The organism is Leptolyngbya sp. O-77 (assembly GCF_001548395.1).
GTDB lineage: Bacteria > Cyanobacteriota > Cyanobacteriia > Elainellales > Elainellaceae > Thermoleptolyngbya.
In genome coordinates this window covers 2335573-2358997 of record NZ_AP017367.1, presented here as the reverse complement: position 1 = coordinate 2358997, position 23425 = coordinate 2335573, and the positions used below count along the sequence as shown (strand labels likewise).

Here is a 23425-nt window from a genome sequence, read left to right as displayed (position 1 = left end):
AAATCGAGAATGGAATCTCCCAAAATTCTCATTGGCGTGGGTGGCGGCATTGCCGCCTACAAGGTGTGCGAGGTGGTGTCCACGCTGGCAAAATCTGGCGCAGCGGTGCGCGTGGTGCTGACGGACGGCGCACAGCAGTTTGTGACACCGCTCACCTTTGCCACGCTGGCCCGCCACGCCGCCTACACCGATGCCGACTTTTGGCAGCCCAGCCACGGGCGACCCCTGCATATCGAACTAGGCGAATGGGCCAATGTGATGCTGATTGCGCCGCTGACGGCCAACACGCTGGGCAAGCTGGCCCACGGGCTGGCGGACAATTTGCTCACCAATACGGTGCTGGCCTCGACTTGTCCCGTGCTGCTAGCTCCGGCGATGAACACGGATATGTGGGAGCAGCCGTCTGTGCAGCGCAACTGGCGATTGGTGCAGGACGATCCGCGATTTCACACGGCGGGACCAGGGGCGGGACGACTGGCGTGCGATCGCCTGGGGGCAGGGCGCATGGCGGAACCCCCCGATCTGGTCGCTCAGTTGGAATCGCTGCAACACACTAGGGGACAGCGCGACCTAGCAGGCAAGCAGGTGCTAATCAACACAGGCGGCACGCGGGAATTTCTCGATCCAGTACGGTTTATTGGCAACCCCTCGACGGGGAAAATGGGGCTGGCGCTGGCCCAGGCGGCTCAGCATCGGGGCGCAACGGTGACGCTGGTTCATGGGCCAATGAGTGCAGAACTGCTGCAAAGAGACGCGGGCGATCGCCGCATTGCCGTCACCAGCGCCGCCGAAATGCACCAGGTCATGCTGCACGAACTGCCCACCGCCGACTGGATTCTGCTGTCTGCCGCCGTTGCCGATGTGCAGCCCGCCACGACCTATCTCCACAAGCTGCCCAAGGCCGACCTGCCCACTGCCCTGCCCTTGGTTCCTGCGCCCGACATCGCTGCCGACTTGGGCCAGCGCAAACAGCCCCATCAGCGGCTCATTGGGTTCGCTGCTCAAACCGGGGACATCGTGACCCCAGCCCTAGAGAAACTGGAGCGCAAGCGGCTAGACGCGATCGCCGCCAACCCCATCGATCTGCCAGATAGCGGCTTTGGCAGCGACCAAAATCAGGCCGTGTTTCTGGATAAAACGGGCAGAAAAAGGGCGATCGCGCCATGCAGCAAGCTCCAGATGGCGCATCGGCTCTACGACTTTGTGCAAAGCATAGAGTAACCCAATGATGGCTCGACGAAACGGCAGACAAGAAACGCCAACTCGCCCATCCCGTCCAGCGCTATCGCCTCATTCCAGCCCCATAACAGTTCCACAACAGTCTCATAAATGAGACATAAATGAGAAACGAGTGGCAGCAGTATGAAATCTGAGAAGTGACCGCTTACCCGCCTCTTGGCTTTTGCAACCCGTCTAGAAATAAATGACAGCTTAGAAAATGACAGCTTAGAAATGACAGCCCATTCGCGTTAACGCTGAAACTTTGGTCAACTTGTCTGTCGCAAGCCCTTCTAGCTCGTGCAGTTCCAGCCAACCCTCTTGAACCAACTGGGCAAACACAAAAATCAACACTGAATACCGATAGTCATACTTCCCTTCCAGGGCGTGTCGCCGCGCACTGAGGAAGTCATGAAGCGTCCACAGGTCATCCACTTCGCCGACCCCGTGGGCCCGCTCCCGCACTTCCTTCACCAACGCTTGAATTTCACGCTCATAGGCTCGCTCGAAGGCTGCCCGCGCTATCTCTTTCTCCGCCTTAGACCATTGGATATCAGTCGCTTGCATCTTAAAAGCCAAACCCCCCGCAGCAGCCAAAACCTATGCAGAAATTCTTAACGCAACACATATCATAATGTAAACCTATGATACGTATAATCTCATAATTCTCAGAATCTGGGGAGGCAGTTTGCCAAAATTTCACCCATTAGGTAAAGGTCAGCGTTTTTCTCTGAAGCTTGGCAACTGATACCACGGAACCCTGGGAAACCGATGATGAAGTGGGTGATACTGCCCAAAGTGATAGCAGGTGAAAAACGACCAGAGCCACGGTCTCCACTGAGTTTGTGAAGGATTGAGCGTGCGATCGCCCGCCCGCAACGACTCCGGCACTTGATGCCCCGATTCGCCACGATGGGGAAGATAGGTGCCAAACACAAACAGTTGCACCGAACTCAGCACAAACGGCAGCAGCACGAACAGAACGACCCGGCTCCAAGCCATCGGAACCACCTGGCTCATCCCCCACAGCAGCAGTCCCCAGCCGCCCAGCAGTCCCAAAACCGACGAAACCGCGATATATTCCCGAATAAATTTCAAATACCAGCAGAACGGATGGGTGTGCGTGCTGTCATGAAAGTCAGGATCGCGTGTTTGTTCAGGATAGCGATGATGCTGATGATGATTCGCACAGCAGGTTGAGTAGGCAATAGCGGCGTATAACCAAACGGCGATCGCCCCTATCCAGTGATTGATGCGTCGGTGATTGGGCAGCAGATTCTGATGCATGGCATCGTGGCCAATTACAAACAGACCCGTATGCAAAAACGTGCGAAGTAGAACTGCGAAAACAACGCCGGGAACCGAAAGACTGGCAGAATCTACCAATAGAAACAACAGTAAACTGACAACCCAGCCTGTTAAAATAACAGCCGCAAGAAATATCCCAGCCACAGTGCGCTATCTATCCTAAAAAATCACTCATACTGAAAAGCGCCCTCTACATAAAGAGAGCGCATTATAAAGAGAGCGCATTAAAAAGCGCGGATTTAGAGCCGTTTGCAGAATCGATTTGAAAATGAACTTGCAAGTCAGTGGATAGACATCAATAAACTTTGTAGGATGCTGTCAGGCATCGCTGCAACATATCGCCTCGAAAGACTCTGATGCATTACGCTGGCGCTAACACATCCACCCGATAATGATATTTACCCACTCAGCGCAAACCAACTCTGTTCAATGAACCCGTCTCCCATAGAAGGACTCATCGAGCGAGATTGAGCAACTCTTTGGGAGAAGCCAAGAGGTCGATTGCCACAAAGAAAATCTTGTTTTCAGGATTCAGCAGAAAGCGCCAAGCAATATTCATACCGACGCTCGCCCCGAACCAAGGCGTTTGCACTTTACCTGTCACTTTGACCTGGGTATAGCCGTCTTCGGCGGGTTCAGAAATGCCCCGCTCTGGCATCAGTACCAAGTTTTGGCATTCTTCTCGAAAGAACCGCAGAATTGCATCTCGGCCTACAATCGGACGCTGGAACGGCGGTTGCAACGCACCATCGGGCGTAAACAGCGCAATCAGCGAACCAAAGTCGTTCGCATTCAGATTGTCCATGTACGCAAGAATCGTGGGATTGTCAACGCCTTCAATGCTGACTTTTGTGCGTTGAGAAGCCTCTTTGGGCGCTTCTAGGGGTTCCGCAACTCGCTCATACTCTCCTAATTTATTAGGATCAAATCCCATGTCTACGACTGCATTTCGGAGGATGGTGATTTGTTGTCCAGAGTCAAGTTTACGCAGCGTTTGCAGCACCGCTGACGCATTGGCCGATAGCTCATAATTGGGCGGGATAGGGGCAACGATGCCCTGCTCCATCCACTCGCCCAATTGATACCAAAATCCTAGCTTGATGTTGGGCGACCAGGATGCATAGGTACGACAGATTGGGGTATCTGCATGATTTGCCAGATCAAACATGACCTGCGTTTGTTCTGGGAAGCTCATCTGACGAATTTCGTTCAGCGTGGGTTCTGCGAACTGCATCCGTGCTGCGCCAGGAGCGGCCACAGTAACAGTTTTTCCCATTTCTAAGTAGGCAAACCAAATCCAAGCGAGCTGATCTTCAGGGCTGAGCTGATTAAATCGGGCAATCGTTGCCGGGACGACATCAGCAGCCAATGTATTTGATGAGAAGATTCCACGAGCGGAATCAATTGTGAATGGCATATTCAGTCCACCTTCATACTTGATTAAAAATCTCCGAAGGATACAGAATCTGAAGCCTTCAAAGAGGACAGGCAGCGTATAAGAACGACACTCGATTTAAGTTCAAGTTCGCTTATTTTGCCCATCAGCACATTTGATGTGACTTTTTGACTTGGGTGAGGTGCTGAATCTAAAGACTCGACACCTATCACATCTACCTCTAAGCCTACAGAAACATGGGGACAAAATGCAAACCACAAAGAGATCCTAGAGGGTTTTGATAAACTCTAGGATTTCCATACTATTTCCTCAAGGTTAAGTGATTTTTATTTGTCAATTGGGGAAAGACTTTGTATCCAGCTTTCTTGACTTTTGGAGCGTTCTGAACAGGGTCTTTGAAAACAGTTTTAAGGAGGTTTTTAAGCAAAAAAACTAGGCAATTTTGAGGCGATCGCCCCGTCCAAATTCCTGAAGCTGGTGCATGTGGTGGCAGAGGTGCCAGCAGTACGCTTCGGGCAGGCGACAAGTCACGGCTCCGCGCAGCACCACATTGAAGTACCAGTCGTTGGGGGCTTTTTCTTCGGGCAGCTTGTGCAGTGCGGTGTAGGTGCGGACGTTGTCGTAGGTGCGCCCGTTGGCCTGCACAGTGATGATTTCGTGGCGATAGCTGACCTCGCGAGCATCGAGGCGATCGCTCAACCGCAGCGGCAGCCGATATAGCACGCCTTCGACCGACGACTGCTCATCAGGTACCACATCCAGCACGCCACAGTCGCGAAATTTGGAATAGCAGAAAAAGCCCAGCCGATAGCCCCGCAGCGTGGCATGACCAATGACGTAGGCGTGCGTCGGCTCACCGAGCGATCGCTTCAAGTCCACCGGACACATACAAGAGCCGTAGGCAAAGTATAGAAATGAGGGTTCAACGGACTCAGGAGCAAGATGAAGTGGGCGATCGGCAAGGTTCATAGCACTCTTGAACGGAAATGCAGTCTCTACTGTCCGGCAGCCCCTTTATTAAGGGAACTTCAGGGGGATTGATTCGGCGGCAAGGCGCTCAAAGCGTCCTCACTTTAGCTCTCTAACTTTCGTTAAAGTGAGAGCTTACTAAATCGCCGCGCAGTTTGCAGAAACCTGGTTGACATTTTCCCTCCCAATTCTCCAGAATACCGGGAAGCCTGCCAAATTGTCCATAAACTCGACCGAAAAACCGTAGTTTAAATCCCGCTCAAACCTGAGCAATCCTGGCGAAGTGTTCTAGTGAAGTGTTCTAGTGAAGTGTTCCAGTGAGGAAATAATACCGACTGAAAGATTTGCTTGCGTAATCTGCCAACTTACAGTATGTTCGTCTCTCACAACTAAAAATTTCCATTTCTCAAGCGTTCCCTGAAGATGTTAGCGCACCTCAGGGAACTGACCCCCAAACTGGAAGCGCAGTCTGGTGGGCTAGATAGGCGGTGTATCACTCCGCTAGCCACCTCAGCTTTGCGTTGCCATTTTTTTAAGGCAAAACGGGCTGGGGTGGCTTTGATGCTGGGAATTAGCGGTTTTTCCGTACTGCTCAATTACCTACTTCCAAGGGAGGCTTACGCTGCCATGACTTTTTCGCACGAACCAGCTTCGCAATCTTCGGATTCTCCAGCGCCCAATTCCCCAGCGCCCCGACTGCCTCGCCTTTCAACACCGCTTTATCTCGACCGCTTTGCCAACGACGACCCAGACATTTTGACGCTGATTGTGATTGGCGGGCGATCGCACGTCCAGTTCCACATTCTGCGACTCCACACCCTCGACGTGGTAGAGGCGGTAGCCTGGAGTAAACTGATGCCGCTGCCCGGTTGCCCCAGCAAGGTGATGAGTTTGGTGAATCGAGCAATGGTGTGACGAGGGACAGAGGTTGCGCGGCGTTGCCAAGTAACAAGTCATGCAGGATGCCTGGTTTCGCTGAGTTGAGCCGTTGGGCGATCGCCCTGATGCCCATGCAGCCTGACCCAAAAAGCTGGGCATTCTATGGAAGGAAGAGTGTTCTATATTGACTGATTGACTATGACTGATTGCAACCAAGGAAGCTTGCAGATGAAAGAACAAAACCCAGCGGCCGCGTTGCTCTCAGCGATCCACTTTGCGGCAAATAAACACCGCGATCAGCGCCGCAAAGATGTGGACGCTTCGCCCTACATCAACCACCCGATCGAAGTGGCAGAAATTTTGGCGCGGGTTGGCGGCGTGAGCGACGTGATTACCCTGCAAGCAGCAATCCTGCACGACACGCTGGAAGATACCGAAACCACGCCAGCAGAACTGGACGCAGCCTTTGGCGTAGAAGTGCGGCAGGTTGTGGAAGAAGTGACCGATGACCGACAACTGCCCAAGCCGGAACGCAAACAGCGCCAGATTGAACACGCGCCGCACCTTTCCGAGCGGGCCAAGCAGGTCAAGATTGCCGACAAAATCTCCAACGTCCGCTCTGTCACCGAAACACCGCCAACCCATTGGACACCGGAACGACGACTGGAATATCTAGACTGGACAGAAAAAATCATTAACGGGCTGCGAGGCGATAACCCAACGCTAGAAGCGTATTACGATCAGCTTTTGTCCGCTGGACGAGCTAAGATAAAGTCCTAGGGCGTGTCATCAATTAAGCCAAATAAGGGCAGCCGCCATGTAAATTGCACTCAGAAACGTCTCGGCTAACTTGTCATAGCGGTCGCAATCGCTCGATACTGCTTGAGTTTGGCAAAGAAGTTCTCAATCAGATGCCGCGCTTTGTATAGCTCCTTGTCGTAATCACGCGGTGTCTTGCGGTTTCGCTTGGGCGGAATCACAGCGTCTTCCCTGTTGTTGGAGTCGCTCAATCACCCGTTGGTCTGCACCTTAGGACTGTATCAGCTTGAATATTCTCTAGCAGCACATCAGCCCCATCAAGGTCACAGGTCTGCCCGGTGTGAGGTGAAAGCCTGTCGGATTGCCCAGTGCATCGACAGTCGCATGAATCTTGGTGCTCAATCCCCCTTTACTACGACCAATGGCTTGGGCATTGGCATCCCCCCCTTTGCCCCAGCACTATGCTGATGAGCACGCACAATCGTGGTGTCGATCATGGCGTATTCGTTGTCTGCATCTTCAGACAGCACCTGAAACACCCGTTGCCATACGCCCGTCTTTGCCCAGCGCCGAAAGCGGTGTGAACCTTGCGAAAATGACCAAACCGCTCTGGCAAGTCTCGCCAGGGAATGCCGGCTCGATATCGATATAGCACTGCCTCGACAAACAGACCTTTGCTGTGACTCCCGCCCTCGTCCAGGGAGCAAACTTGGAGCCGTTCCCATTGGTCATCGCGCAGGGCGTAGCGTCGGGTTGTCATAATCGTCAGATAGCTGAATCACTGCTGATTACAGCTTATCTAATTGATGACACTCCCTAGATCACTAACTTACTCGCTGAGGGCGATCGCCCCTGTTTCCCTCAGCATGGACATCCCTGGGCGATTGCCCACTTAACCTAAAAGCTGACAGAATCGGAGCGCTGACGGCTAACCTCGACGTTTTGCAGCAGTTGTGCGGCGACAGACGCTCATGCCTCAAATCAAATAGCCAATCGCCCACTGCCAGAGCGCATAGCCCGTGCGGCTGAGGTGAATGCCGTCAGTGGTGAGGTCGCGACGCAAAATGCCCGAAGGCTCCTCGGCAAAGAAGCGCTGGAGATCGACATAGGCGACCTGTTGCTGGCGGGCGATCGCCTCCAAGTTTTGGTTTAGCGCAAAAATCCGCTCCGGTGGCAAGGCAGGCAGCCGCGTCGGCAAGATGGAATAAATCCAAATGCGAGCCTGGGGGTGCGTCTGGCGCAGGTCTTGCATGATCTGACTGAGGTTATTCAACACCTCGGCATTGGATGCGCCGCGCCGCAGGTCGTTGATGCCAACCATCACATGAATATCCGCTGGGCGCGTGTCTTGAAACAGCGACAGCCGACGCAGCACGCCCGCCGTGGTGTCGCCCGAAATGCCCTGATTCAGCCAGAAGCGATCGCGGCTGAGTTGCTCTACGGGAAACCACTGGCTAATGGAATCGCCCACCAGCACCGACAGTCGGTTGTTGCCCTGGCCGGCGGCCATCGCCCGCGCTTCGTAGCCCAGCAGAGTCACCCACTGTTCATAGGTTGGCTGTTCGGTCGCGTTGATCCACTGCTCTGCGAAGCTATCGGTAGCGATGCGGGTATACGTTTGCCCCTGCCGCAGTGCGGCCCACCGCTGCTGATACTGCTGGGCCCCGCTCTGGGGACGGATGCGGCGGGCGGGCGGAATATCTGTCAGCGTTGGCACGGGCGCTGGGGATGATGCAGCAGCAACCTGTACGGGCGATCGCCCTGCTGTGATGCTCCGAACGGCGCTGGCTTGGGATGGGCGAGCTTGAGATCCATCGCGCTGGGCAGCAGCGTTCTGAGCAGCAGCGGTTTGCAGCGTGTTGAAACTGTGCGCTGGGGTAGAAGGCTGTGCCGTAACAGGCTGTGCCGCAGCCGTTTGCGCCAAGGCTGTCCGCTGGAGCGATCGCCGCCTGCCCGTCCAGGCTCCCCCCGTTTCAGCAGTCCGCAGGTTTTCCGCCGAGGCCTGCTGCGAAGACTGGCTAAATTCTGGCTGCACGACCTGATCTGTCGCAGCCTGCACGGGAACAACAGCGGCTTTTGCGCCGGACACTCCTGCCGCATCGGCAGGCGGCGGCAGCACGGGCAGCAGATTTGCAGTGGGCAGCGATCCCGCATTTGCTCGACTCAGTAGCCCCGCCGCCAGCAACAGCAACTCACTCATGGCTCAATCATCCTGCACAGTACCTTTTTCTACTTGCAGGCGATCGCCCGCCCATCAGGAGAATTTAGCCAGAATCTAGCCACAAATTGGCTGCAAATCTGAAATTCAAGCCCGAAAAATCTCCCGCACCGAGTCTCCAGCACTGATTGCTAAAAGCCAGAGATCAGGGCTGATGTAGGCCTATGATTTGCGTTATACAGCATTTTCTTGCGGGGTGAGGCACATGCTGCCCTCACGAGGCAAGGGCTTATTGACCATCCGTGTGCCTCACTAGCTTCAAAAACGCTGTAGCTGATTTGCGTCATAGCACGTCGCGTCCCAGATAGGGTTGCAGCGCTTCGGGAACGGCAACGGTTCCATCCGGCTGCTGATAGTTTTCCAGAATGGCGGCCATGGTGCGCCCCACGGCAAGTCCAGAGCCGTTCAGCGTGTGGAGAAACTGGGTTCCCTTCTTACCGGCTTCTTTGAACCGGAGGCTAGCACGACGAGCCTGAAAATCGGTGCAGTTGGAGCAGCTTGAGATTTCCCGATATTTGCCCTGGCTGGGCAGCCACACTTCCAGGTCGTAGGTTTTTACCGAGGCAAAGCCGAGATCGCCTGTGCAGAGGGCAATCACACGATAGGGCAGCTTCAGCGCTTGCAGCACCCCCTCGGCCGCCTGGGTGAGGCTCTCCAGTTCGTCCATCGAGGTGTCTGGATGCACGAACTTGAACATTTCCACCTTGTTGAACTGGTGCAGGCGGATTAGACCCCGTGTATCTCGCCCATAGCTACCGGCCTCGCGCCGGAAGCAGGGCGTGTAGGCGCAGTGGTAGATCGGCAGGGCATCGGCTTCTAGGATTTCATCCCGGTAGAGGCTGGTGATGGGCACTTCGGCGGTGGGGGTGAGCCAGAGATCGTCGCGATCGCACTTAAAGCTTTCATCCGCAAACTTCGGCAACTGCCCCGATGCCGTCAGCGAGGCTGTGTTAATCAAAATCGGCGGCAACACCTCTACAAAGCCGGCCTGCGTGTGGCGATCGAGCATGAACTGGATCAGCGCCCGTTCTAGGGCCGCGCCTGCCCCCAGCAGTGTCACAAAACGGCTCTGGGCAATTTTCACCGATCGCTCAAAGTTCAAAATACCCAGCTTTTCGCCAATTTCATAGTGGGGCAGGATATTAGGATTGGTGGGAATGTATTCATCGCCCCAGCGGCGAATTTCCACGTTTTCGTCTTCGCTTTTGCCGACAGGCGTTTCGTCGCTGGGCAAGTTGGGAAACGTGAGCAAGAGCGCTTGCAGTTGTTCTTTGATCTCCTTCTCTTTCGGCTCCAGATCGCTCAGTTGCGCCTTAATCTGGTTGCCCTCTTCCTTTAGCGCCAGCACTTCGGCATCGTCGGGCTTGGCTCCCGATTTCATCTTTTGCCCCACCAGTTTGCCGATTTCGTTGCTGCGGGCCTGAAGCTGCGATCGCCCCACTTCTAGCTCACGCTGCTGCTGGTCTAGCGCCAAAATTGGCTTCAGGTCATACCCGCCGCCTCGCAGATCCAGCTTTGCCTGCACCTGCTCCGGATGCTCCCGAATTTGCTTGATATCCAGCACCGTTTTTCCCCGCCGTATTTTTACTTGCTGTGGCATTTCACAGGATACAAGGATTGTGGGAGCAGCGTCACGGGGGGACGGCATGTGGGGCGATCGCCCACACGCAAGAGCAACTCCAGCAAGTGCAGCAGCAAGCCGAAGCCAAACGCGAACGGGACGAAAAACTGGCAGAGCGCCTGCGATCGCTCGGCATTGACCCCAATGCTCCTTAGTCTTCAGTCTTCAATCTTCCATCTTCAATCTTCAGCATTATCCCTCCGGCGGCGTAAGTTGCCGAATTGCCCGTGCCAAGTCGTCTGGCGTGCCGACATCCAGATAGGAACCGTCGGGAAAGGCTTCTGCTTCCACTCGCAACCCCGCGTTGATTCCAGCCTGGATCACGTCGCCAATCGGCACTTCCTTATCTGGGATTTTGCCGCTGACGAACTCGTGCAGAAACTCGGTGAAGCGCGGCGACCAAACGGCGATCGCCCACATATAGGTCAAGTCCGTCTGCTGCGGTTTTTCAACAATTTGCTGCACATACCCGATTTCATCAAACTGCACCATGCCCGCTTTGCGAAAGTTTTTGGTCGGAAATAGCCCCAGCACCACATCCGCGCCCCCTCGCGCCAGTCGTTCTAGCAATGCGGCGTAGGCGTTTTCCGGCTGAAACAGGATGTCGGGAAACCCAATCGCCACGGTTGCCCCCTGCAAAAACGGGTAAGCCTGATCCAGCGTGTAGGGCACGCCGTAGGGCACCTGCACCGTCAGATAGCCCAGACGCATCTGCACCAGTGCGCCGTCGCCATAGTAGGCGGGAATATCCCACTTGCCTGGCCGCAAAATAAAAAAGGCTTTGGCAATCCCCGCCCGCTGCATTTTCTCCAGCAGATAGTGGCTGACGACTTTGGGAACAGTGCGCCCATCGGTACTTGTGCGAAAGCCCAAAGGGTAAAGCTCTTTACTCAGCGGCAGGGGCGAAAGCCGGGTCGCCTGTCCGCCAGCAGGCAGCAATCCGATGACATTGGACATAGGAATTCATCGAACTTATCACAGTACAGCAAGCCAGAGTACGGCAAGTCAGAAACAGGATGGACTGAGCGCAGAAACCTCCTGTGTAAGGATACTGAGCTTTTTGAGTGCTTTTTCCAGTCCGCAGAAATGTCATGAAACTTTTATGAGATTTTTATATTTCCTTTAAGTTTCTGGGAAAGCTAAAAGCAGCTTTTTGCCAAAATACCTGATTTGGCAAGCCTTTAACAGGTCTCGAAACCGGATGCGAAAACTGGGCGATCGCCCCTCATAGAGCGCTGAACCGGGTGTTTGATTCCGCATTTTCCGCAGCGATTTAGGAGCGAAATGGCACGATACACCGCCGATAGACATCCAGATTCGGTTTTTGCGACTTGCAGACCGAATTCAGTCCAGCGGTTGAACGCTGGAACCATTGGGTGATCCCATCGGGGGATGGCGAAACCTTTGTAAATTTGTGACCCTAAATGTAGTTACTTTTGTTGAGTTTCCATGAAGACGCAAGCAGGGTTCTCCATAGAATATGGGATTGGGGATGTTGCCAACCGGATTGTGGCAACGGGCAAAATCACCCGTGAAGACGAGCAAATGCTGCATCAGGTGATGATGTCGGATCTGTATCTGGGCATGGAAGATCTCCGTCATATCCGCATCATGCTGGATCGCCTGCAAATGGGCTTGCTCCGGGTCGCCGATTAGAAGCCGACTAGCGAGTAGAGGATACGCACAGCAGGTGATTTACAGGTGAGCTTGAGAGATGAGCTAGGAGATCACAAGCTTGATACTGGAGGGTCGGAGGTGAGTCACACTCCGACCCTCTTTCGATGAGGTTCCTGTGGGTCACGAGCGTAATTCTGAAACCGATCGTGTTTTGTAGCCTTGCTTTTGAGATGGCGATCGCCCCCTCCATGCAATCCCAAAGCAGTGCAGTCCCAAAACAGTGCAATCCCAAAGCAGTGCAATCCTAAAGCAGAAATCCCTCTCAGACCGGGTAAATTCATGTTTTGCCCTGATAACGACAGGATGTTAGCTCAAATGGGAGGGGTGGGCATTCTCAAGTAGCGTTCTTAAAGATTGCTTCAAACTTCGCCTCTCACCTGACCCAATCATCTAAATGTATGACCAACCTGCTGCATACGCTTTTCGGTTCGCAGGGCTATATTCCCCACGGGCACTGTTACCTGTGGCAACCCTGGCTGGTGTGGTTGCATGTTGTTTCCAATGCGGCGATCGCCTTGGCTTATTTCTCGATTCCCGCCTTGCTCCTTTACTTCATCGCCAAGCGCAGAGATGTTCCGTTTAACTGGATGTTTGTGTTGTTTGGAGCGTTCATCATCGCTTGCGGCATAGGACATCTGATGGATATCTGGACGATTTGGCATCCAAGCTACTGGCTGTCGGGTGTGGTCAAAGCGTTCACGGCTATCATTTCGATTTATACGGCGATAGAGCTAGTGCCGCTGATTCCTCAGGCGCTGGCGCTGCCCAGTCCGGCCAAGCTAGAAGCGGCGAATCGAGAGCTAGAACGGGCGCTGCGAGAACTTCAGAGTACCCAGTCTCGCCTCATCCAGGCGGAAAAGCTTTCAAATCTGGGGCAGCTTGTGTCGGGCATTGCTCACGAAATCAATAATCCCGTTAATTTTATCTACGGCAACATCAATCACGTCAGCAGCTATACGCAGGAATTGCTCAATTTGCTGGCGCTGTATCGAGAAACGGTTCCCCAGCCTGCGCCTGCTGTGGCAGAGGTCTTAGCCGACAGCGATCTAGAGTTTATTGAGAGTGATTTGCCCAAGACTCTTTCCTCCATGCAGATTGGCGCAGACCGGATTCGTCAGATTGTGCTGTCGCTGCGGAACTTTTCTCGCGTAGACGAAGCGGAAATGAAGCCCGTGAATATTCACGACGGCATCGACAGCACGCTGATGATTTTGCAGCATCGCCTCAAGCCAAAGGGCGATCGCCCCTGCATTCAGGTGGTGCGAGAGTATGGCGATCTGCCCAAAGTGGAATGCTATGCAGGACAGCTTAATCAAGTGTTTATGAACATCTTGAGCAACGCAATCGACGCGCTAGAAGAAGCCTGTGAGACGTATAAAGCCAATCAATCAAGCACGCTAGAGCGAACGCTTCAAGATAAAGCACCTGTCATCAAGATCTGCACACGCCTGATTGAACCGGACAATGCCGCGAAGCAGGCTGAAATCTGCGTTGCGGACAATGGCCCCGGCATTCCCAAAGCAGTGCAAGCCCAAATTTATGAGGCGTTTTATACCACCAAGCCGCTCGGTAAAGGAACCGGATTGGGGTTAGCCATTAGCCATCAAATCGTCACAGAAAAACATCGTGGGCAACTAATTTGCCAGTCCGACACAGGGCAGGGCACGACTTTCTTAATTCAGATTCCGCTAAGACAGTCATTCGCTGCCCCAGAGCCAACGCGCACCGCAGCGAGAAATCCCTAACCGCTATACAATGCCAAATGTTTAGCAGAGAACCGTTTGGCTATGACGCAGGCTCCAATGACACAGGCTCCGATTCCGGTCGTGGTAAACGGCGCAACGGGCAAGATGGGGCGCGAAACCATCAAGGCGATCGCCGCTAGCAAAGACATGACGCTGGTGGGGGCGTTGGCCCGCAATCCAGAACGGATTGGGCAGGACGTGGGCGAAATCATCGGCTGCGGCCCGCTGGAGGTGCCCATTCTCAACGACATGCAGGGCACGCTGGCGCTGGCATCGCAGGAAAAGCAGCCCGCTGTGATGGTGGATTTTACCCATCCCGACGTAGTGTATGAAAATGCGCGAGCGGCGATCGCCTATGGCGTGCGTCCGGTGATTGGCACGACGGGGCTGAGTGTGGAGCAACTTAACGATCTGGCAGACTTTGCTGACAAGGCGAGCATCGGCTGTCTGGTGATTCCCAATTTCTCGATTGGGGTGGTGCTGATGCAGCAGGCGGCGGTGCAGGCATCGCGCTATTTTGACCATGTGGAAATTATCGAACTGCACCACAACCAAAAAGCCGACGCACCCAGCGGCACAGCGATTCAAACGGCGCAGCTTTTAGCGGAATTTGGCAAAGCCTTTAATCCGCCGACCGTTGATGAAACCGAGAAACTCCCTGGCGCACGCGGCAGTCAAACCGAAGATGGCATCCGCATCCACAGCGTCCGGCTTCCCGGTTTAATTGCTCACCAGGAAGTGATCTTTGGCGCACCAGGGCAGCTTTATACCCTGCGCCACGACACGAGCGATCGCGCGTCCTATATGCCCGGTGTGCTGCTCTGCATTCGCAAGGTGCTGGCGTTAAAATCGCTGGTCTACGGGCTAGAAAAGGTGCTGTAAGCCAAAGGGCGATCGCGCCAGGTATGGCAGCAAAAGCCTCATTCTATGTAGGCAACCGTCACGCCAGAGCCACCGTCTGCCCGCTCTGCCGCCTCAAAGCGCAACACCTGCGGATGCTCCTTCAGGAAAGCATGAACGCCCTGCCGCAGTTTGCCCGTGCCGTGGCCGTGGATGATCCACAGGGGGCCCGGCTGGGCGCTGGCGATCGCCCGTTCTAGCTCAATCTCTGCATCTGCCACCCGGCTGCCCCGCAGGTCGAGGGTGTTCTTTGACGTGCGAATCGCGGGGGCTTCGGGCGGCTTTTCCTCCGCAGATTTCTCTGACGGTCGCTTCTTTTCTGCGCTCTGGCCCTTGGCGGCCGATCCCTGCTCCTTGGCAGGCAGTTCAGCTTTTTCCCCTTGCAGCGACTCCACATCCGCCAGAGAAACGGTCATCTTCATCAGCCCAAAGCGGACGGTAAATTCGCCGCTGTCATCGGGATTCGTCAGCACTTCGGCAACCTGTCCCAGTCGGGGAATGCGGACGCGATCGCCCACTTTGGGACGAAATCCAGGCTTCGGTTTGGGTGGAGCCTGACGCGAGGGCAAGTGGCGATCGGCGAGGTCATTCAGGGCTTCGGTGGCCTGCTGGGCGGTTTGGGCCGTTTCGGGGCCGCGCTGGAGTTGGCGAATTACCCTAGCGATTTCAGCTTTAGCCTGGGCGATCGCCGCCTGCACGGCCTCTTCTTGCTGCTGTTGCAGTTCCCGTTCGCGCTGCCGCAGCATCTCCGCTCGTTGCAAGATCTCCTGATGCAATCGCTCCGTTTCTCGAATCAACTGATCCGCAGATTTTGTCTTTTCCTCCTGCTGGCGGCGCTGCTGCTCCAGTCCGGCAATCACGCGGTTGACGTCGCTCTCGGAGCCTGCGCCGATCTGCGCCCGGGCCGCCTCCACGATTGCCGGGTTGAGGCCGAGCCGCTGGGCGATCGCCAGCGCGTTTGAACGTCCCGGAATGCCCCAAAGCAGCCGATAGGTGGGGGATAGCGTCACATCGTCAAATTCCACCGAGGCATTCTCGAAGCGCTCGTCTTGATACTTCAGCGCCTTCAGTTCGCCGTAGTGGGTCGTGGCAACGGTTAAGGCAGCGTGATCGGCTAAGTAGCGGAGGAGGGCGATCGCCAGGGCGCTGCCTTCCGAGGGGTCAGTCCCTGCGCCCACTTCGTCGAGGAGGACGAGGGAGGGCGTTGGGGTATGGGGGAACGGCTCGTCCTCACTCAACGGCTCTGTCTCACCGTCACTCTCCGCCTTATCCTGCTGCAACGCCGCCAGAATCCGCCCAATCCGGCGAATGTGTCCAGAAAAGGTCGAAAGGCTTTGCTGAAGCGATTGCTCGTCGCCGATATCTGCTAGAACCTGGTGAAACCAGGGCATTTCCACGGGTTCGCGGGCGGGAACAAATAGCCCCACTTTTGCCATCAGCGCCGCCAGTCCGAGCGTTTTCAGCGTCACGGTTTTGCCGCCCGTGTTGGGGCCGGTGATGGCAACGACGCGGATTTGGGGCTGGATGACCAGATCGATCGGCACGACGGCCGGCCCCTGCTCGTGCTGATGCTGCCAGATGAGGAGCGGGTGGCGAAGTTGGCGGAGGGTAATTGGAGCAACCACAGACGCAGAGCCGTTGGCGGAGTCTCCAGATTCCTGACTCCCAAATTCCACAAAACGAGGGGGATTTGCGCCGAGCCAGAGGGAATAGCGGGCGCGGGCGGTGGCCAGGTCAAGCGTCGTGGCGATCGCCAGCAGTCTTTCTAAATCTTCGTGAACGCCTGCAACCTGTTCGCTGAGGGCGCGGCGGACGGCTTCTTCTTCCACCTGCTCTTGCTTCAGCAACTGCCGGAGCTGGTTGCCGTGGCTGACGATGGCGTTTGGCTCTACATAGAGCGTTGCGCCGCTGGTGGAGGTGTCGTGGACGATGCCGGGGATGATGTCTTTGTGGGAAGACTTGACGGGCAGCACAAAGCGATCGCCCCGCTGGGTAATCAGCGCTTCCTGCACCGCGTTGCCGTGGCGCTGCAAAATGCCCTGCAAGATTTGATAAATGCGATCGCGCTGCTGCTTAAGCTGCTCGCGGATGCCGCCCAATTTAGCACTGGCGCGGTCCATAACCCGGCCGCGCTCGTCGATGCAGCGGTGGATTTCTTGCTCTAGTTCGGGATAGGTGCGGAGGTCTGCAACCAGGGCATTGAGCGTGGTCAGGTCGGGATATTGGTCAATCGTGCGGCGGAGGGTGCGTGCGCCAGAAAGCGTCGTGGCGATCGCCAGCAAATCGTCTCCACTCAAGATACCTTGCAATGCAGCCCGTTCCAGCGCGTCGCCAATGTCCTGAATGCCCTCAAAGCTAAGCGAAACTGGCAGCGTGGTTTCAAGCTGATAGACCTCGCGGGTTTGCGCCAGTAGCGCCTCGCTTTTGGTCTGGGTATCGGGAATTCGCAGATCCTGCGCGACTCTTGCGCCCAATTTCGTCGCAGCAAAGGTGGCGAGATGCTGGCACAGGCGCGGCCATTCCAACAGATTGAGGGTTTCAGCTTGGATCAATTGCGGCTTAGGTCTGGAGACTATTCCCAATTATCAGGGATCTAGAGCGTGTCAGCAATTTCGCCCAACGGAGCCAGGCCAATTCTCCCAACGGGCGCTCCAAACGCAATGGGTAAATACCTCGCAACCCGCAATCCAAAATCCAAAATCCCAACTCGCAGCCCGCATCTAGCGATCCAAAATCCAAAATCCAAAATCCCAACTCGCAGTCTGCATCTAGCAATCCAAAATCGATATGGTCTTCTGCCCTCAAGCACCGGGTTCAAGCACTAGGAAAGTAATGCCGCAGCACCGCTTCGTAGGCTTCATTCACCCGCTGCGCTAGCTCTTTGCTGCCGCCAGTATCGGGGTGTGCTGTTTTCATCGCCTGCTTGTAGGCGCGTTTGAGGGATTCCGGCGTGATCGGGGTAAAAGGGCCCAAATTCAGCAGAGCCAAGTAATCGGGAATCGTATTGCCGGGGCGCTTGGCGTAGTGGTGGCTGCCGTGGGTCGATCCGGCCGACTGTTGCCCTGCTGACTGCTTTTCCCGCAAGAGTCGTTCGACAACCGTATCGAGAGCGGCGATCGCCTCTGGTTCCCAGCCAAACAGGTGAAACACATCGGGGAAGCGGGCGGCTTTTTTGCGGAGGCGCTGCAATGCGGGCAGCCAGGATTGCTGGGGGTGTGTCGCCGTTTGCCAGAGCGCATCGTAGGCGCTGAATCCGCCCAGCTTGTAGATGTAATAGCGATCGCCCGTGCGTGCATCAACATGACAGCCAAACTGCTGCAACACGTCCGCCCCAGCATAGCCAATGCCCTCCTCACCGTGGATCATCTGGTGCAGTTGCGCCAACACGGGGTGCAGCCGCCGCGCCCAGTCCAGTTCGCACAGCGCCACCCAGTCGGGCGCGTGAAATAGGGGCGTTTCGGCGTTGGCTTCACGATGGCTAGCGCTGTATTGCTCATAATCGCCCACTGTGCCCCAGGTCGCCTGGATGCGCTGCTGCCATTCGGTCTCGGTCTGCGGGTCGGGCAGGTCTTCGGGCAAGTCAAGCTGCGCCTGAATTTGCTCAAGCTGCGCCTGGATCTGGTCGAGCCGCTGCCCAAAGTGGCGCGTGGTGGCGGCCATCTGGCTGGCCAGCATCTGGGCAAAGCTGGCTGCCTGGGCCTCCAGCAGTTTTTGAACTTGTGGGGCAGATAGTCCGGCGGCGGAACCGTTTGAAGCGCTATTTGAAGCGCTGTTTGAAACACTGTTTGAAACACTGTTTGAAACACTGTTTGAAACACTGTCTGCGACGCTGCCTGCCCTCTCCCGCAAGCGACTTTCTACCGCCCGCTGATGTTCAGTCAATTCCACCAAAATATCGCTGAGGGCCTGCACTTGCCGTCCCAGGTCATCGGAGGCTGCTCCCGAACGGGGGCGATCGCCCTTTCCTGCACTGGCTTGTGCGGGGTTGTCAGTCACACTTCCCAGCGGCAGCGGCAATTGCGACTCGCGGCGGCTGGCAGATGGGTTGCCATAGAGCAGGCGATCGCCCCCCTCTGGTTTATAAATCAGCAGATCCGCCGCCGCCTCCAGCACGCCCCCGCTAAAGACCAGCGTAATCGTTCCCGGCGCATAGCTCACCTTGCCCCTGCGCCAGTCTTCCAACAGGGCCTCGCAATACGGCGACACGGGCAACTCTGTCGGCTGCGTCACCACTCGCGCCCCGGTTTTGGTCGCCCGCAAGTAACGCCCCGCCAGCTCGGCGATCGCCCCTTCCAGATGCTCAGATTTAATCGCGGTCGTCACCCGCAGCGATTTAGGATTCATGCTTGAATCTTAGCGAGTGTCAGATTTTAGGAGGCGGCTTTCGGGCTTCAGGCGGCAAACGGACTCACTCTTTAGCGCCTGGATCGCGGGCCGCTGCTCCCGGTTCCACCAAATTGTAGTTAAACGTGAGGTTGACGCGGATGCGATCGCGCGTGGCGGTGGCAGGAAACGGCTCAAACGGGGCGGACTGCTGCACAGCGGCGATTGCAGCGGCATCGGCATCGGCAAAGCCAGAGGGTTCCGCAAGCTGCAAGTCGAGCAGGTTGCCTGCGCGATCCAGGGTGAGCCGAACCGTGACGCGGTAGGGTCGATCAATCGGCACCTGCTGCCAGACCTCTTGAACTTCCCGGTTGAGTTGGTTGACATATGCCCCCCACACGGGGTCACGCTGGGCAGATAGACCGGGCGGATTGGCCGCCGTCGTGTGGGGTCTGGGTTGGCGATGCCGTCTAGTCCCTGACCGGGGGGGTGGCGGCGCAGCGGCAGGGTTGCCAGCAACGACCACTTCTGGCAAGGGCTGGGGTGGCTGAGGCGAGACGGGCGAAAAATCTGGTGGGGGGCGGCAGTGCGGCTTCCCCAGAGCGGCTGGGGGTGGCGGCAATGGCGGCCGGGCCAGGGGCGAGGGAATCGATTCTGGCGGCGCAAAGGGGAGCCGGACTCAGCGCGGGCAAACCGTTGGGGGTCGGAGCCGCCGGGGCCGCCGCCACTGGCGTCGCCGCAGGGCTGGGAGAGGCAGCGGGCGGGGGAGGGGTGGACGGGACGGGAGCCGGAGCAGCGGATGGGGCGATTTCCGCAGGGATCGCTTCACGAATCGGGCTAGGAGCCGGGGCAGGCGCGGCAGGGGCGATCGCCGGGCGGCTGGCGTGGGCGGCAAGTTGCGGCAGGGCTTTTTCAGCCTCATCCTCCGGGGGGGCAATTGCCACGCTCCCCTCATCTAGCGCGTCACCCTTGCTGCCTGCTAGCGTCACCGCATCCTTCTGAAACTCTACAGCCTTGCCCGCATTGGTGGGTAAAACGTCCACCTTTTCGCCAGTCGCTTTCTGAGACACCTGGGCGCGGCGCAGCGCAGCTTCTACCGCTCCCGTTTCAGGAGCATCCAGGTAAACAAACTCGATTGGCTGGGCAGGGCTGGGCGGCTCAACCTGTGGCGGCTCCGGCAGTTGCCACGCGACCCAGCCTGCGGTCACCGCGCCCGCATGGAACGCTGCTGCCGCCGTGACGTATAAGACTAAATGCTTGCGTTGGCGCGTCATCACCCGCGACCGATAGCGCCCCAGTCGGCTCATGCTTCTCCTCACCCCGCCCAGGCGCAAGCCCTGTAAATCTGCGAGTTACTGTAATCAAACCACAGGACGCGGCCGATCTGACGGCTTTTTTTTCCCGCAGAAATACCCAATTTTTCTAGATCACGCGGAACAATTGAGAACGGGAAATCGCTGTTCAGACCGTTACCGCCCCAATTTCCGATCGTATCCTGGCTGGCAGGGGACTTCAGGAATGCTGTCCTTTTGCCGTAAAATAGGAGCTTGAAATCATTTGCACCCGCTGTGTTTGAGATTTTGCTATGGATATTTTGACGTTGGGATGGGTTTCTTTGCTGGTTCTATTCACGTTTTCAATCTCGCTGGTGGTTTGGGGGCGCAACGGTTTCTAACTGGTCTAACTGGATTGATTAAGACTTCCGTCCAGATTCACAATTTTTGCAATGACCCTTGATACGCTTGATGTGTCTGCCCTGAGTCTGTCCCCGCTGAATGTGTTGGCGGTGCTGGCGGCGCTGCTGCTGGTCGGCGTGACAGGCGGGGTTATTTATTTAACGGCTGTAGAATGGCGCGATCGCCGTCGCCAAGACCGCGAAAAGCGCAGCCGATAGCCCGACTCAGCAATACCTTGCTTCCCGAAGAGAGCCAATAGGAGAGCCAGTTGACCCTGATCAACCTGGCTCTTTTACGTTTTGCGTCCCTTTCTCTCCTGTTCCCAACACGGCTTTTCTGCTGCCCGCTCCTGCTTCGCAACAACGCACACCACAACCCCTCACAGAATTGAGTATCTTCAGAGATTGGGCTTCTTTGCGCCAGCCCAATGAAGGCCCGGCCACTGGTCGCCCTGAACTGACGACCTATTTTGATGTTGAATTTCTAGAATCACCTCCCCAATTTTGTATGACCACAACCCGCGAAACGCCTGCCTCTTCCAATCCTCAGGCTCTTGCATTACATCCTCTAGAACCCTTAACGGCTGCTGAAATTACCCAGGCAGTTTCTTTGCTGCGGCAGCAAAAAGACGTGGGCGACAGTTTCCGGTTTCCCTCCGTCACGCTGCGTGAACCGCCCAAGGCGCTGGTGCAGGCTTATCAACCGGGCGATCGCTTCGATCGGGAAGTCGCGTTTATCTTGCTGGACAACGCCACCGGGCAAACCTACGAGGCGGTGGTGTCCCTGACGCAGGAGTTGGTTACATCCTGGAAGCAGGTTCCAGGCGTGCAGCCCAACATCATGGCCGATGAGCTAGTAGAGTGCGAAGCCGTCGTCAAGGCACACCCCGACTTTCACGCAGCCCTGGCAAAGCGGGGCATCACCAACCTGGATCTGGTGATGGTCGATCCGTGGGCACCGGGCAACTTTGGCTTTGAAGACGAAAAGGGCATCCGCTTTTCGCGCTGCATCTGCTATCTGCGCGCCACACCCGACAGCAACGCCTACGCCCGCCCCATCGACGGGCTGATTCCCGTGGTGGACTTGAACAAAATGGAGCTAATTCGGATCGACGACTTGGGCGTGGTACCCGCGCCGCCGGAGCCAGGGGAATACGAAGCCCGCTTCATGCCCGCGTTTCGCCAGGACATCAAGCCGCTGCACATTACCCAACCAGAAGGGCCCAGCTTTCAGGTGAATGGGCACCATATCCGCTGGCAAAAGTGGGACTTTCGCATCGGCTTTACGCCGCGTGAGGGACTGGTGCTATATTGCCTGAGCTATGAAGATCAGGGACGACTACGGCCGATTCTCTACCGTGCGTCGATGGCGGAGATGGTCGTGCCCTACGGAGACCCGCGCCCGCAGCACTATCGCAAAAATGCGTTTGACGTCGGTGAACATGGCGTGGGGCTGCTGGCCAATTCCCTCAAGCTGGGCTGCGATTGCCTGGGCGAAATTTATTACTTTGACGGCGTGCTGACCAACAGCCGGGGCGAGGTGTCGGTGATTGAAAATGCCGTCTGCCTGCACGAAGAAGATTTTGGAATGCTCTGGAAGCACACCGACTGGCGCAGAGAGAGTGTGGAAGTAAGGCGATCGCGCCGTTTGGCCATTTCCTTCATCGCCACCGTAGACAACTACGAATACGCCTTTTTCTGGTATCTCTATCAGGACGGCTCCATCCAGTTTGAAGTCAAGCTGACGGGCATTTTGCTCTGTGCAGCCCTGGCGGGTGCGCCGAAATATGGCACGCTGGTCGCCCCAGAGCTAAACGCCACCAACCATCAGCACTTCTTCTGTATGCGGCTAGATTTTGACCTGGATGGCACGGCCAACTCCGTCTACGAAGTCAACACCGAAGCCGAGCCAATGGGCCCCGAAAACCCGATGGGCAATGCGTTTTACGCCACTTCGACACTGCTGGCAACCGAGCAGCAGGCCCAACGCCTGATCGACCCCTTCACCGCCCGCTACTGGAAAGTAGTGAACCCCAACGTGACTAACCGCCTGGGGCAACCCGTCGGCTTCAAGCTTGCCCCAGGAGAGAACGTGCTGCCCTTTGCCCACCCGGACTCGCCCATCATGAAGCGGGCAGGCTTTATGGGCAAGCACCTGTGGGTCACGCCCTACGACCCGGACGAGCGCTATCCTGCAGGCAACTACCCCAACCAGCACCCCGGCGGCGAGGGCTTGCCCCAGTGGACGCAGGCCAACCGCTCGATTGAAAATACCGACATTGTGGTTTGGTATAACTTCGGGCATCACCACATTCCCCGTCCAGAAGACTGGCCCGTGATGCCGACGGCTTATTCCGGCTTTATGCTGAAGCCGGTCGGCTTTTTTGAGGCAAACCCGGCTCTTGATGTGCCGCCCTCGGAATCCAAGCACGCCTGTCACTAGGCGATCAGAATGGGCGGTGCTTGAAAAGTCGAAAGTCATACGCCCTCATGCTCCAACCCCTTCTCCTCTAGGAGAAGGGGAACTAGTTCCGTAGAGATCGATGAGATCGACTTTTCTGTAATCATTTCGGATTGCTGTGATTATTTTTTATTGTGATTATTTTTTATTACTGCGGTTATTCTTTAAAGCTTCATCGAGAGCATTTCAACTGCTGAAATGATGCAGATTAATCGTCTGGATATTAACTTGTGAGTCTTTTGTTTATGCAACGTTAAGGTTTAAAAACTATCACCA

21 protein-coding genes and 1 pseudogene are annotated in these 23425 nt (G+C 56.1%); 10 read left to right on the top strand and 12 right to left on the bottom strand.

Annotation, left to right across the window (positions count from 1 at the left end):
- Positions 1–9: 9 nt before the first annotated feature.
- On the top strand, positions 10–1221 hold the full coding sequence (coaBC, locus tag O77CONTIG1_RS10090; protein ID WP_068510262.1) for a bifunctional phosphopantothenoylcysteine decarboxylase/phosphopantothenate--cysteine ligase CoaBC: 1212 nt from the start codon (positions 10–12) through the stop codon (positions 1219–1221).
- A gap of 225 nt (positions 1222–1446) precedes the next feature.
- Here the strand turns inward: coaBC and O77CONTIG1_RS10085 are convergent, their stop codons facing one another.
- From O77CONTIG1_RS10085 to O77CONTIG1_RS10070, 4 genes are all read right to left on the bottom strand, one after another.
- A complete protein-coding gene (locus O77CONTIG1_RS10085; RefSeq protein ID WP_068516360.1) occupies positions 1447–1785 on the bottom strand; it encodes a hypothetical protein in 339 nt (112 codons plus the stop codon).
- Positions 1786–1935: 150 nt separating this feature from the next.
- Positions 1936–2670, bottom strand: coding sequence for a fatty acid desaturase (locus tag O77CONTIG1_RS10080; RefSeq protein WP_084782482.1), 735 nt, complete (start codon positions 2668–2670; stop codon positions 1936–1938).
- A 310-nt stretch (positions 2671–2980) separates the two neighbouring features.
- The gene (locus O77CONTIG1_RS10075) at positions 2981–3943 is read right to left on the bottom strand and encodes an orange carotenoid-binding protein (RefSeq protein ID WP_068510256.1); all 963 of its coding nucleotides are present in this window, start codon (positions 3941–3943) and stop codon (positions 2981–2983) included.
- 411 nt (positions 3944–4354) lie between these two features.
- Positions 4355–4891 carry a gamma-glutamylcyclotransferase gene (locus O77CONTIG1_RS10070; protein ID WP_068510254.1) on the bottom strand — a complete coding sequence of 179 codons (537 nt, stop codon included), beginning with the start codon at positions 4889–4891 and terminating at the stop codon, positions 4355–4357.
- 627 nt (positions 4892–5518) lie between these two features.
- Here O77CONTIG1_RS10070 and O77CONTIG1_RS10065 point away from each other — a divergent pair.
- Both O77CONTIG1_RS10065 and O77CONTIG1_RS10060 read left to right on the top strand, forming a co-directional pair.
- The gene (locus O77CONTIG1_RS10065; RefSeq protein ID WP_068510252.1) at positions 5519–5806 is read left to right on the top strand and encodes a hypothetical protein; all 288 of its coding nucleotides are present in this window, start codon (positions 5519–5521) and stop codon (positions 5804–5806) included.
- A gap of 192 nt (positions 5807–5998) precedes the next feature.
- Positions 5999–6550, top strand: a complete 552-nt coding sequence (locus O77CONTIG1_RS10060; RefSeq protein WP_068510250.1) for an HD domain-containing protein — start codon at positions 5999–6001, stop codon at positions 6548–6550.
- A gap of 9 nt (positions 6551–6559) precedes the next feature.
- On the opposite strand, the pseudogene O77CONTIG1_RS28355 reads toward O77CONTIG1_RS10060, so the two are convergent.
- The 3 genes and pseudogenes from O77CONTIG1_RS28355 to serS form a co-directional block, all read right to left on the bottom strand.
- Positions 6560–7289: pseudogene (locus tag O77CONTIG1_RS28355) on the bottom strand (IS5 family transposase).
- Between the two features lie 216 nt (positions 7290–7505).
- A complete protein-coding gene (locus O77CONTIG1_RS10050) occupies positions 7506–8729 on the bottom strand; it encodes a GDSL-type esterase/lipase family protein (RefSeq protein ID WP_068510248.1) in 1224 nt (407 codons plus the stop codon).
- Between the two features lie 301 nt (positions 8730–9030).
- Positions 9031–10311 (bottom strand): serine--tRNA ligase, encoded by a 1281-nt coding sequence (serS, locus tag O77CONTIG1_RS10045; RefSeq protein ID WP_068510246.1) that lies wholly within the window; start codon positions 10309–10311, stop codon positions 9031–9033.
- Positions 10312–10364: 53 nt separating this feature from the next.
- Between serS and O77CONTIG1_RS24445 the strand changes: the two genes are divergently transcribed.
- Positions 10365–10523, top strand: a complete 159-nt coding sequence (locus tag O77CONTIG1_RS24445) for a hypothetical protein (RefSeq protein WP_156435132.1) — start codon at positions 10365–10367, stop codon at positions 10521–10523.
- 37 nt (positions 10524–10560) lie between these two features.
- Here O77CONTIG1_RS24445 and O77CONTIG1_RS10040 read toward each other — a convergent pair whose 3' ends face one another.
- Positions 10561–11325: an NDP-sugar synthase gene (locus O77CONTIG1_RS10040; RefSeq protein ID WP_068510245.1), complete on the bottom strand. Its 765-nt coding sequence runs from the start codon at positions 11323–11325 to the stop codon at positions 10561–10563.
- Between the two features lie 492 nt (positions 11326–11817).
- On the opposite strand from O77CONTIG1_RS10040, the gene O77CONTIG1_RS10035 reads away from it, so the two are divergent.
- The 3 genes from O77CONTIG1_RS10035 (at position 11818) to dapB (ending at position 14672) form a co-directional block, all read left to right on the top strand.
- On the top strand, positions 11818–12024 hold the full coding sequence (locus O77CONTIG1_RS10035) for a hypothetical protein (RefSeq protein WP_068510244.1): 207 nt from the start codon (positions 11818–11820) through the stop codon (positions 12022–12024).
- Positions 12025–12443: 419 nt separating this feature from the next.
- On the top strand, positions 12444–13790 hold the full coding sequence (locus tag O77CONTIG1_RS10030) for a sensor histidine kinase (protein WP_068510243.1): 1347 nt from the start codon (positions 12444–12446) through the stop codon (positions 13788–13790).
- 42 nt (positions 13791–13832) lie between these two features.
- Entirely contained in the window at positions 13833–14672 is an 840-nt protein-coding gene (dapB, locus tag O77CONTIG1_RS10025) for a 4-hydroxy-tetrahydrodipicolinate reductase (RefSeq protein WP_084782480.1), read from the top strand.
- Between the two features lie 38 nt (positions 14673–14710).
- Here the strand turns inward: dapB and O77CONTIG1_RS10020 are convergent, their stop codons facing one another.
- From O77CONTIG1_RS10020 to O77CONTIG1_RS25165, 4 genes are all read right to left on the bottom strand, one after another.
- Entirely contained in the window at positions 14711–17242 is a 2532-nt protein-coding gene (locus tag O77CONTIG1_RS10020) for an endonuclease MutS2 (RefSeq protein WP_068510242.1), read from the bottom strand.
- 262 nt (positions 17243–17504) lie between these two features.
- A complete protein-coding gene (locus tag O77CONTIG1_RS10015) occupies positions 17505–19034 on the bottom strand; it encodes a hypothetical protein (RefSeq protein ID WP_068510240.1) in 1530 nt (509 codons plus the stop codon).
- Between the two features lie 64 nt (positions 19035–19098).
- Entirely contained in the window at positions 19099–19539 is a 441-nt protein-coding gene (locus tag O77CONTIG1_RS23470; protein WP_225894772.1) for a TonB family protein, read from the bottom strand.
- Positions 19484–20320, bottom strand: coding sequence for a hypothetical protein (locus O77CONTIG1_RS25165; protein WP_068510237.1), 837 nt, complete (start codon positions 20318–20320; stop codon positions 19484–19486). Before O77CONTIG1_RS25165 ends, O77CONTIG1_RS23470 begins: the two co-directional genes overlap by 56 nt.
- Before the next feature lie 278 nt (positions 20321–20598).
- Between O77CONTIG1_RS25165 and petN the strand changes: the two genes are divergently transcribed.
- The 3 genes from petN to O77CONTIG1_RS09995 all read left to right on the top strand — a co-directional run bounded on the left by petN (position 20599) and on the right by O77CONTIG1_RS09995 (position 23131).
- Positions 20599–20688 (top strand): cytochrome b6-f complex subunit PetN, encoded by a 90-nt coding sequence (gene petN, locus O77CONTIG1_RS10000; protein ID WP_068510235.1) that lies wholly within the window; start codon positions 20599–20601, stop codon positions 20686–20688.
- Between the two features lie 51 nt (positions 20689–20739).
- Positions 20740–20907: a hypothetical protein gene (locus tag O77CONTIG1_RS25160; protein WP_172799660.1), complete on the top strand. Its 168-nt coding sequence runs from the start codon at positions 20740–20742 to the stop codon at positions 20905–20907.
- 289 nt (positions 20908–21196) lie between these two features.
- Complete coding sequence (locus O77CONTIG1_RS09995) at positions 21197–23131, top strand: primary-amine oxidase (RefSeq protein ID WP_068516354.1); 1935 nt, start codon at positions 21197–21199, stop codon at positions 23129–23131.
- The last annotated feature ends 294 nt before the right edge of the window (positions 23132–23425 follow it).

Excerpts from the sequence above, each read along its gene's own strand:
- coaBC (WP_068510262.1), top strand. The coding sequence starts at position 10 with ATGGAATCTCCCAAAATTCTCATTGGCGTGGGTGGCGGCATTGCCGCC.
- O77CONTIG1_RS10085 (WP_068516360.1), bottom strand. The coding sequence starts at position 1,785 with ATGCAAGCGACTGATATCCAATGGTCTAAGGCGGAGAAAGAGATAGCG.
- O77CONTIG1_RS10075 (WP_068510256.1), bottom strand. The coding sequence starts at position 3,943 with ATGCCATTCACAATTGATTCCGCTCGTGGAATCTTCTCATCAAATACA.
- O77CONTIG1_RS10070 (WP_068510254.1), bottom strand. The coding sequence starts at position 4,891 with ATGAACCTTGCCGATCGCCCACTTCATCTTGCTCCTGAGTCCGTTGAA.
- O77CONTIG1_RS10065 (WP_068510252.1), top strand. The coding sequence starts at position 5,519 with ATGACTTTTTCGCACGAACCAGCTTCGCAATCTTCGGATTCTCCAGCG.
- O77CONTIG1_RS10060 (WP_068510250.1), top strand. The coding sequence starts at position 5,999 with ATGAAAGAACAAAACCCAGCGGCCGCGTTGCTCTCAGCGATCCACTTT.
- O77CONTIG1_RS10050 (WP_068510248.1), bottom strand. The coding sequence starts at position 8,729 with ATGAGTGAGTTGCTGTTGCTGGCGGCGGGGCTACTGAGTCGAGCAAAT.
- O77CONTIG1_RS10040 (WP_068510245.1), bottom strand. The coding sequence starts at position 11,325 with ATGTCCAATGTCATCGGATTGCTGCCTGCTGGCGGACAGGCGACCCGG.
- O77CONTIG1_RS10035 (WP_068510244.1), top strand. The coding sequence starts at position 11,818 with ATGAAGACGCAAGCAGGGTTCTCCATAGAATATGGGATTGGGGATGTT.
- O77CONTIG1_RS10030 (WP_068510243.1), top strand. The coding sequence starts at position 12,444 with ATGACCAACCTGCTGCATACGCTTTTCGGTTCGCAGGGCTATATTCCC.
- dapB (WP_084782480.1), top strand. The coding sequence starts at position 13,833 with ATGACGCAGGCTCCAATGACACAGGCTCCGATTCCGGTCGTGGTAAAC.
- O77CONTIG1_RS10015 (WP_068510240.1), bottom strand. The coding sequence starts at position 19,034 with ATGAATCCTAAATCGCTGCGGGTGACGACCGCGATTAAATCTGAGCAT.
- O77CONTIG1_RS25165 (WP_068510237.1), bottom strand. The coding sequence starts at position 20,320 with ATGAGCCGACTGGGGCGCTATCGGTCGCGGGTGATGACGCGCCAACGC.
- petN (WP_068510235.1), top strand. The coding sequence starts at position 20,599 with ATGGATATTTTGACGTTGGGATGGGTTTCTTTGCTGGTTCTATTCACG.
- O77CONTIG1_RS25160 (WP_172799660.1), top strand. The coding sequence starts at position 20,740 with ATGACCCTTGATACGCTTGATGTGTCTGCCCTGAGTCTGTCCCCGCTG.
- O77CONTIG1_RS09995 (WP_068516354.1), top strand. The coding sequence starts at position 21,197 with ATGACCACAACCCGCGAAACGCCTGCCTCTTCCAATCCTCAGGCTCTT.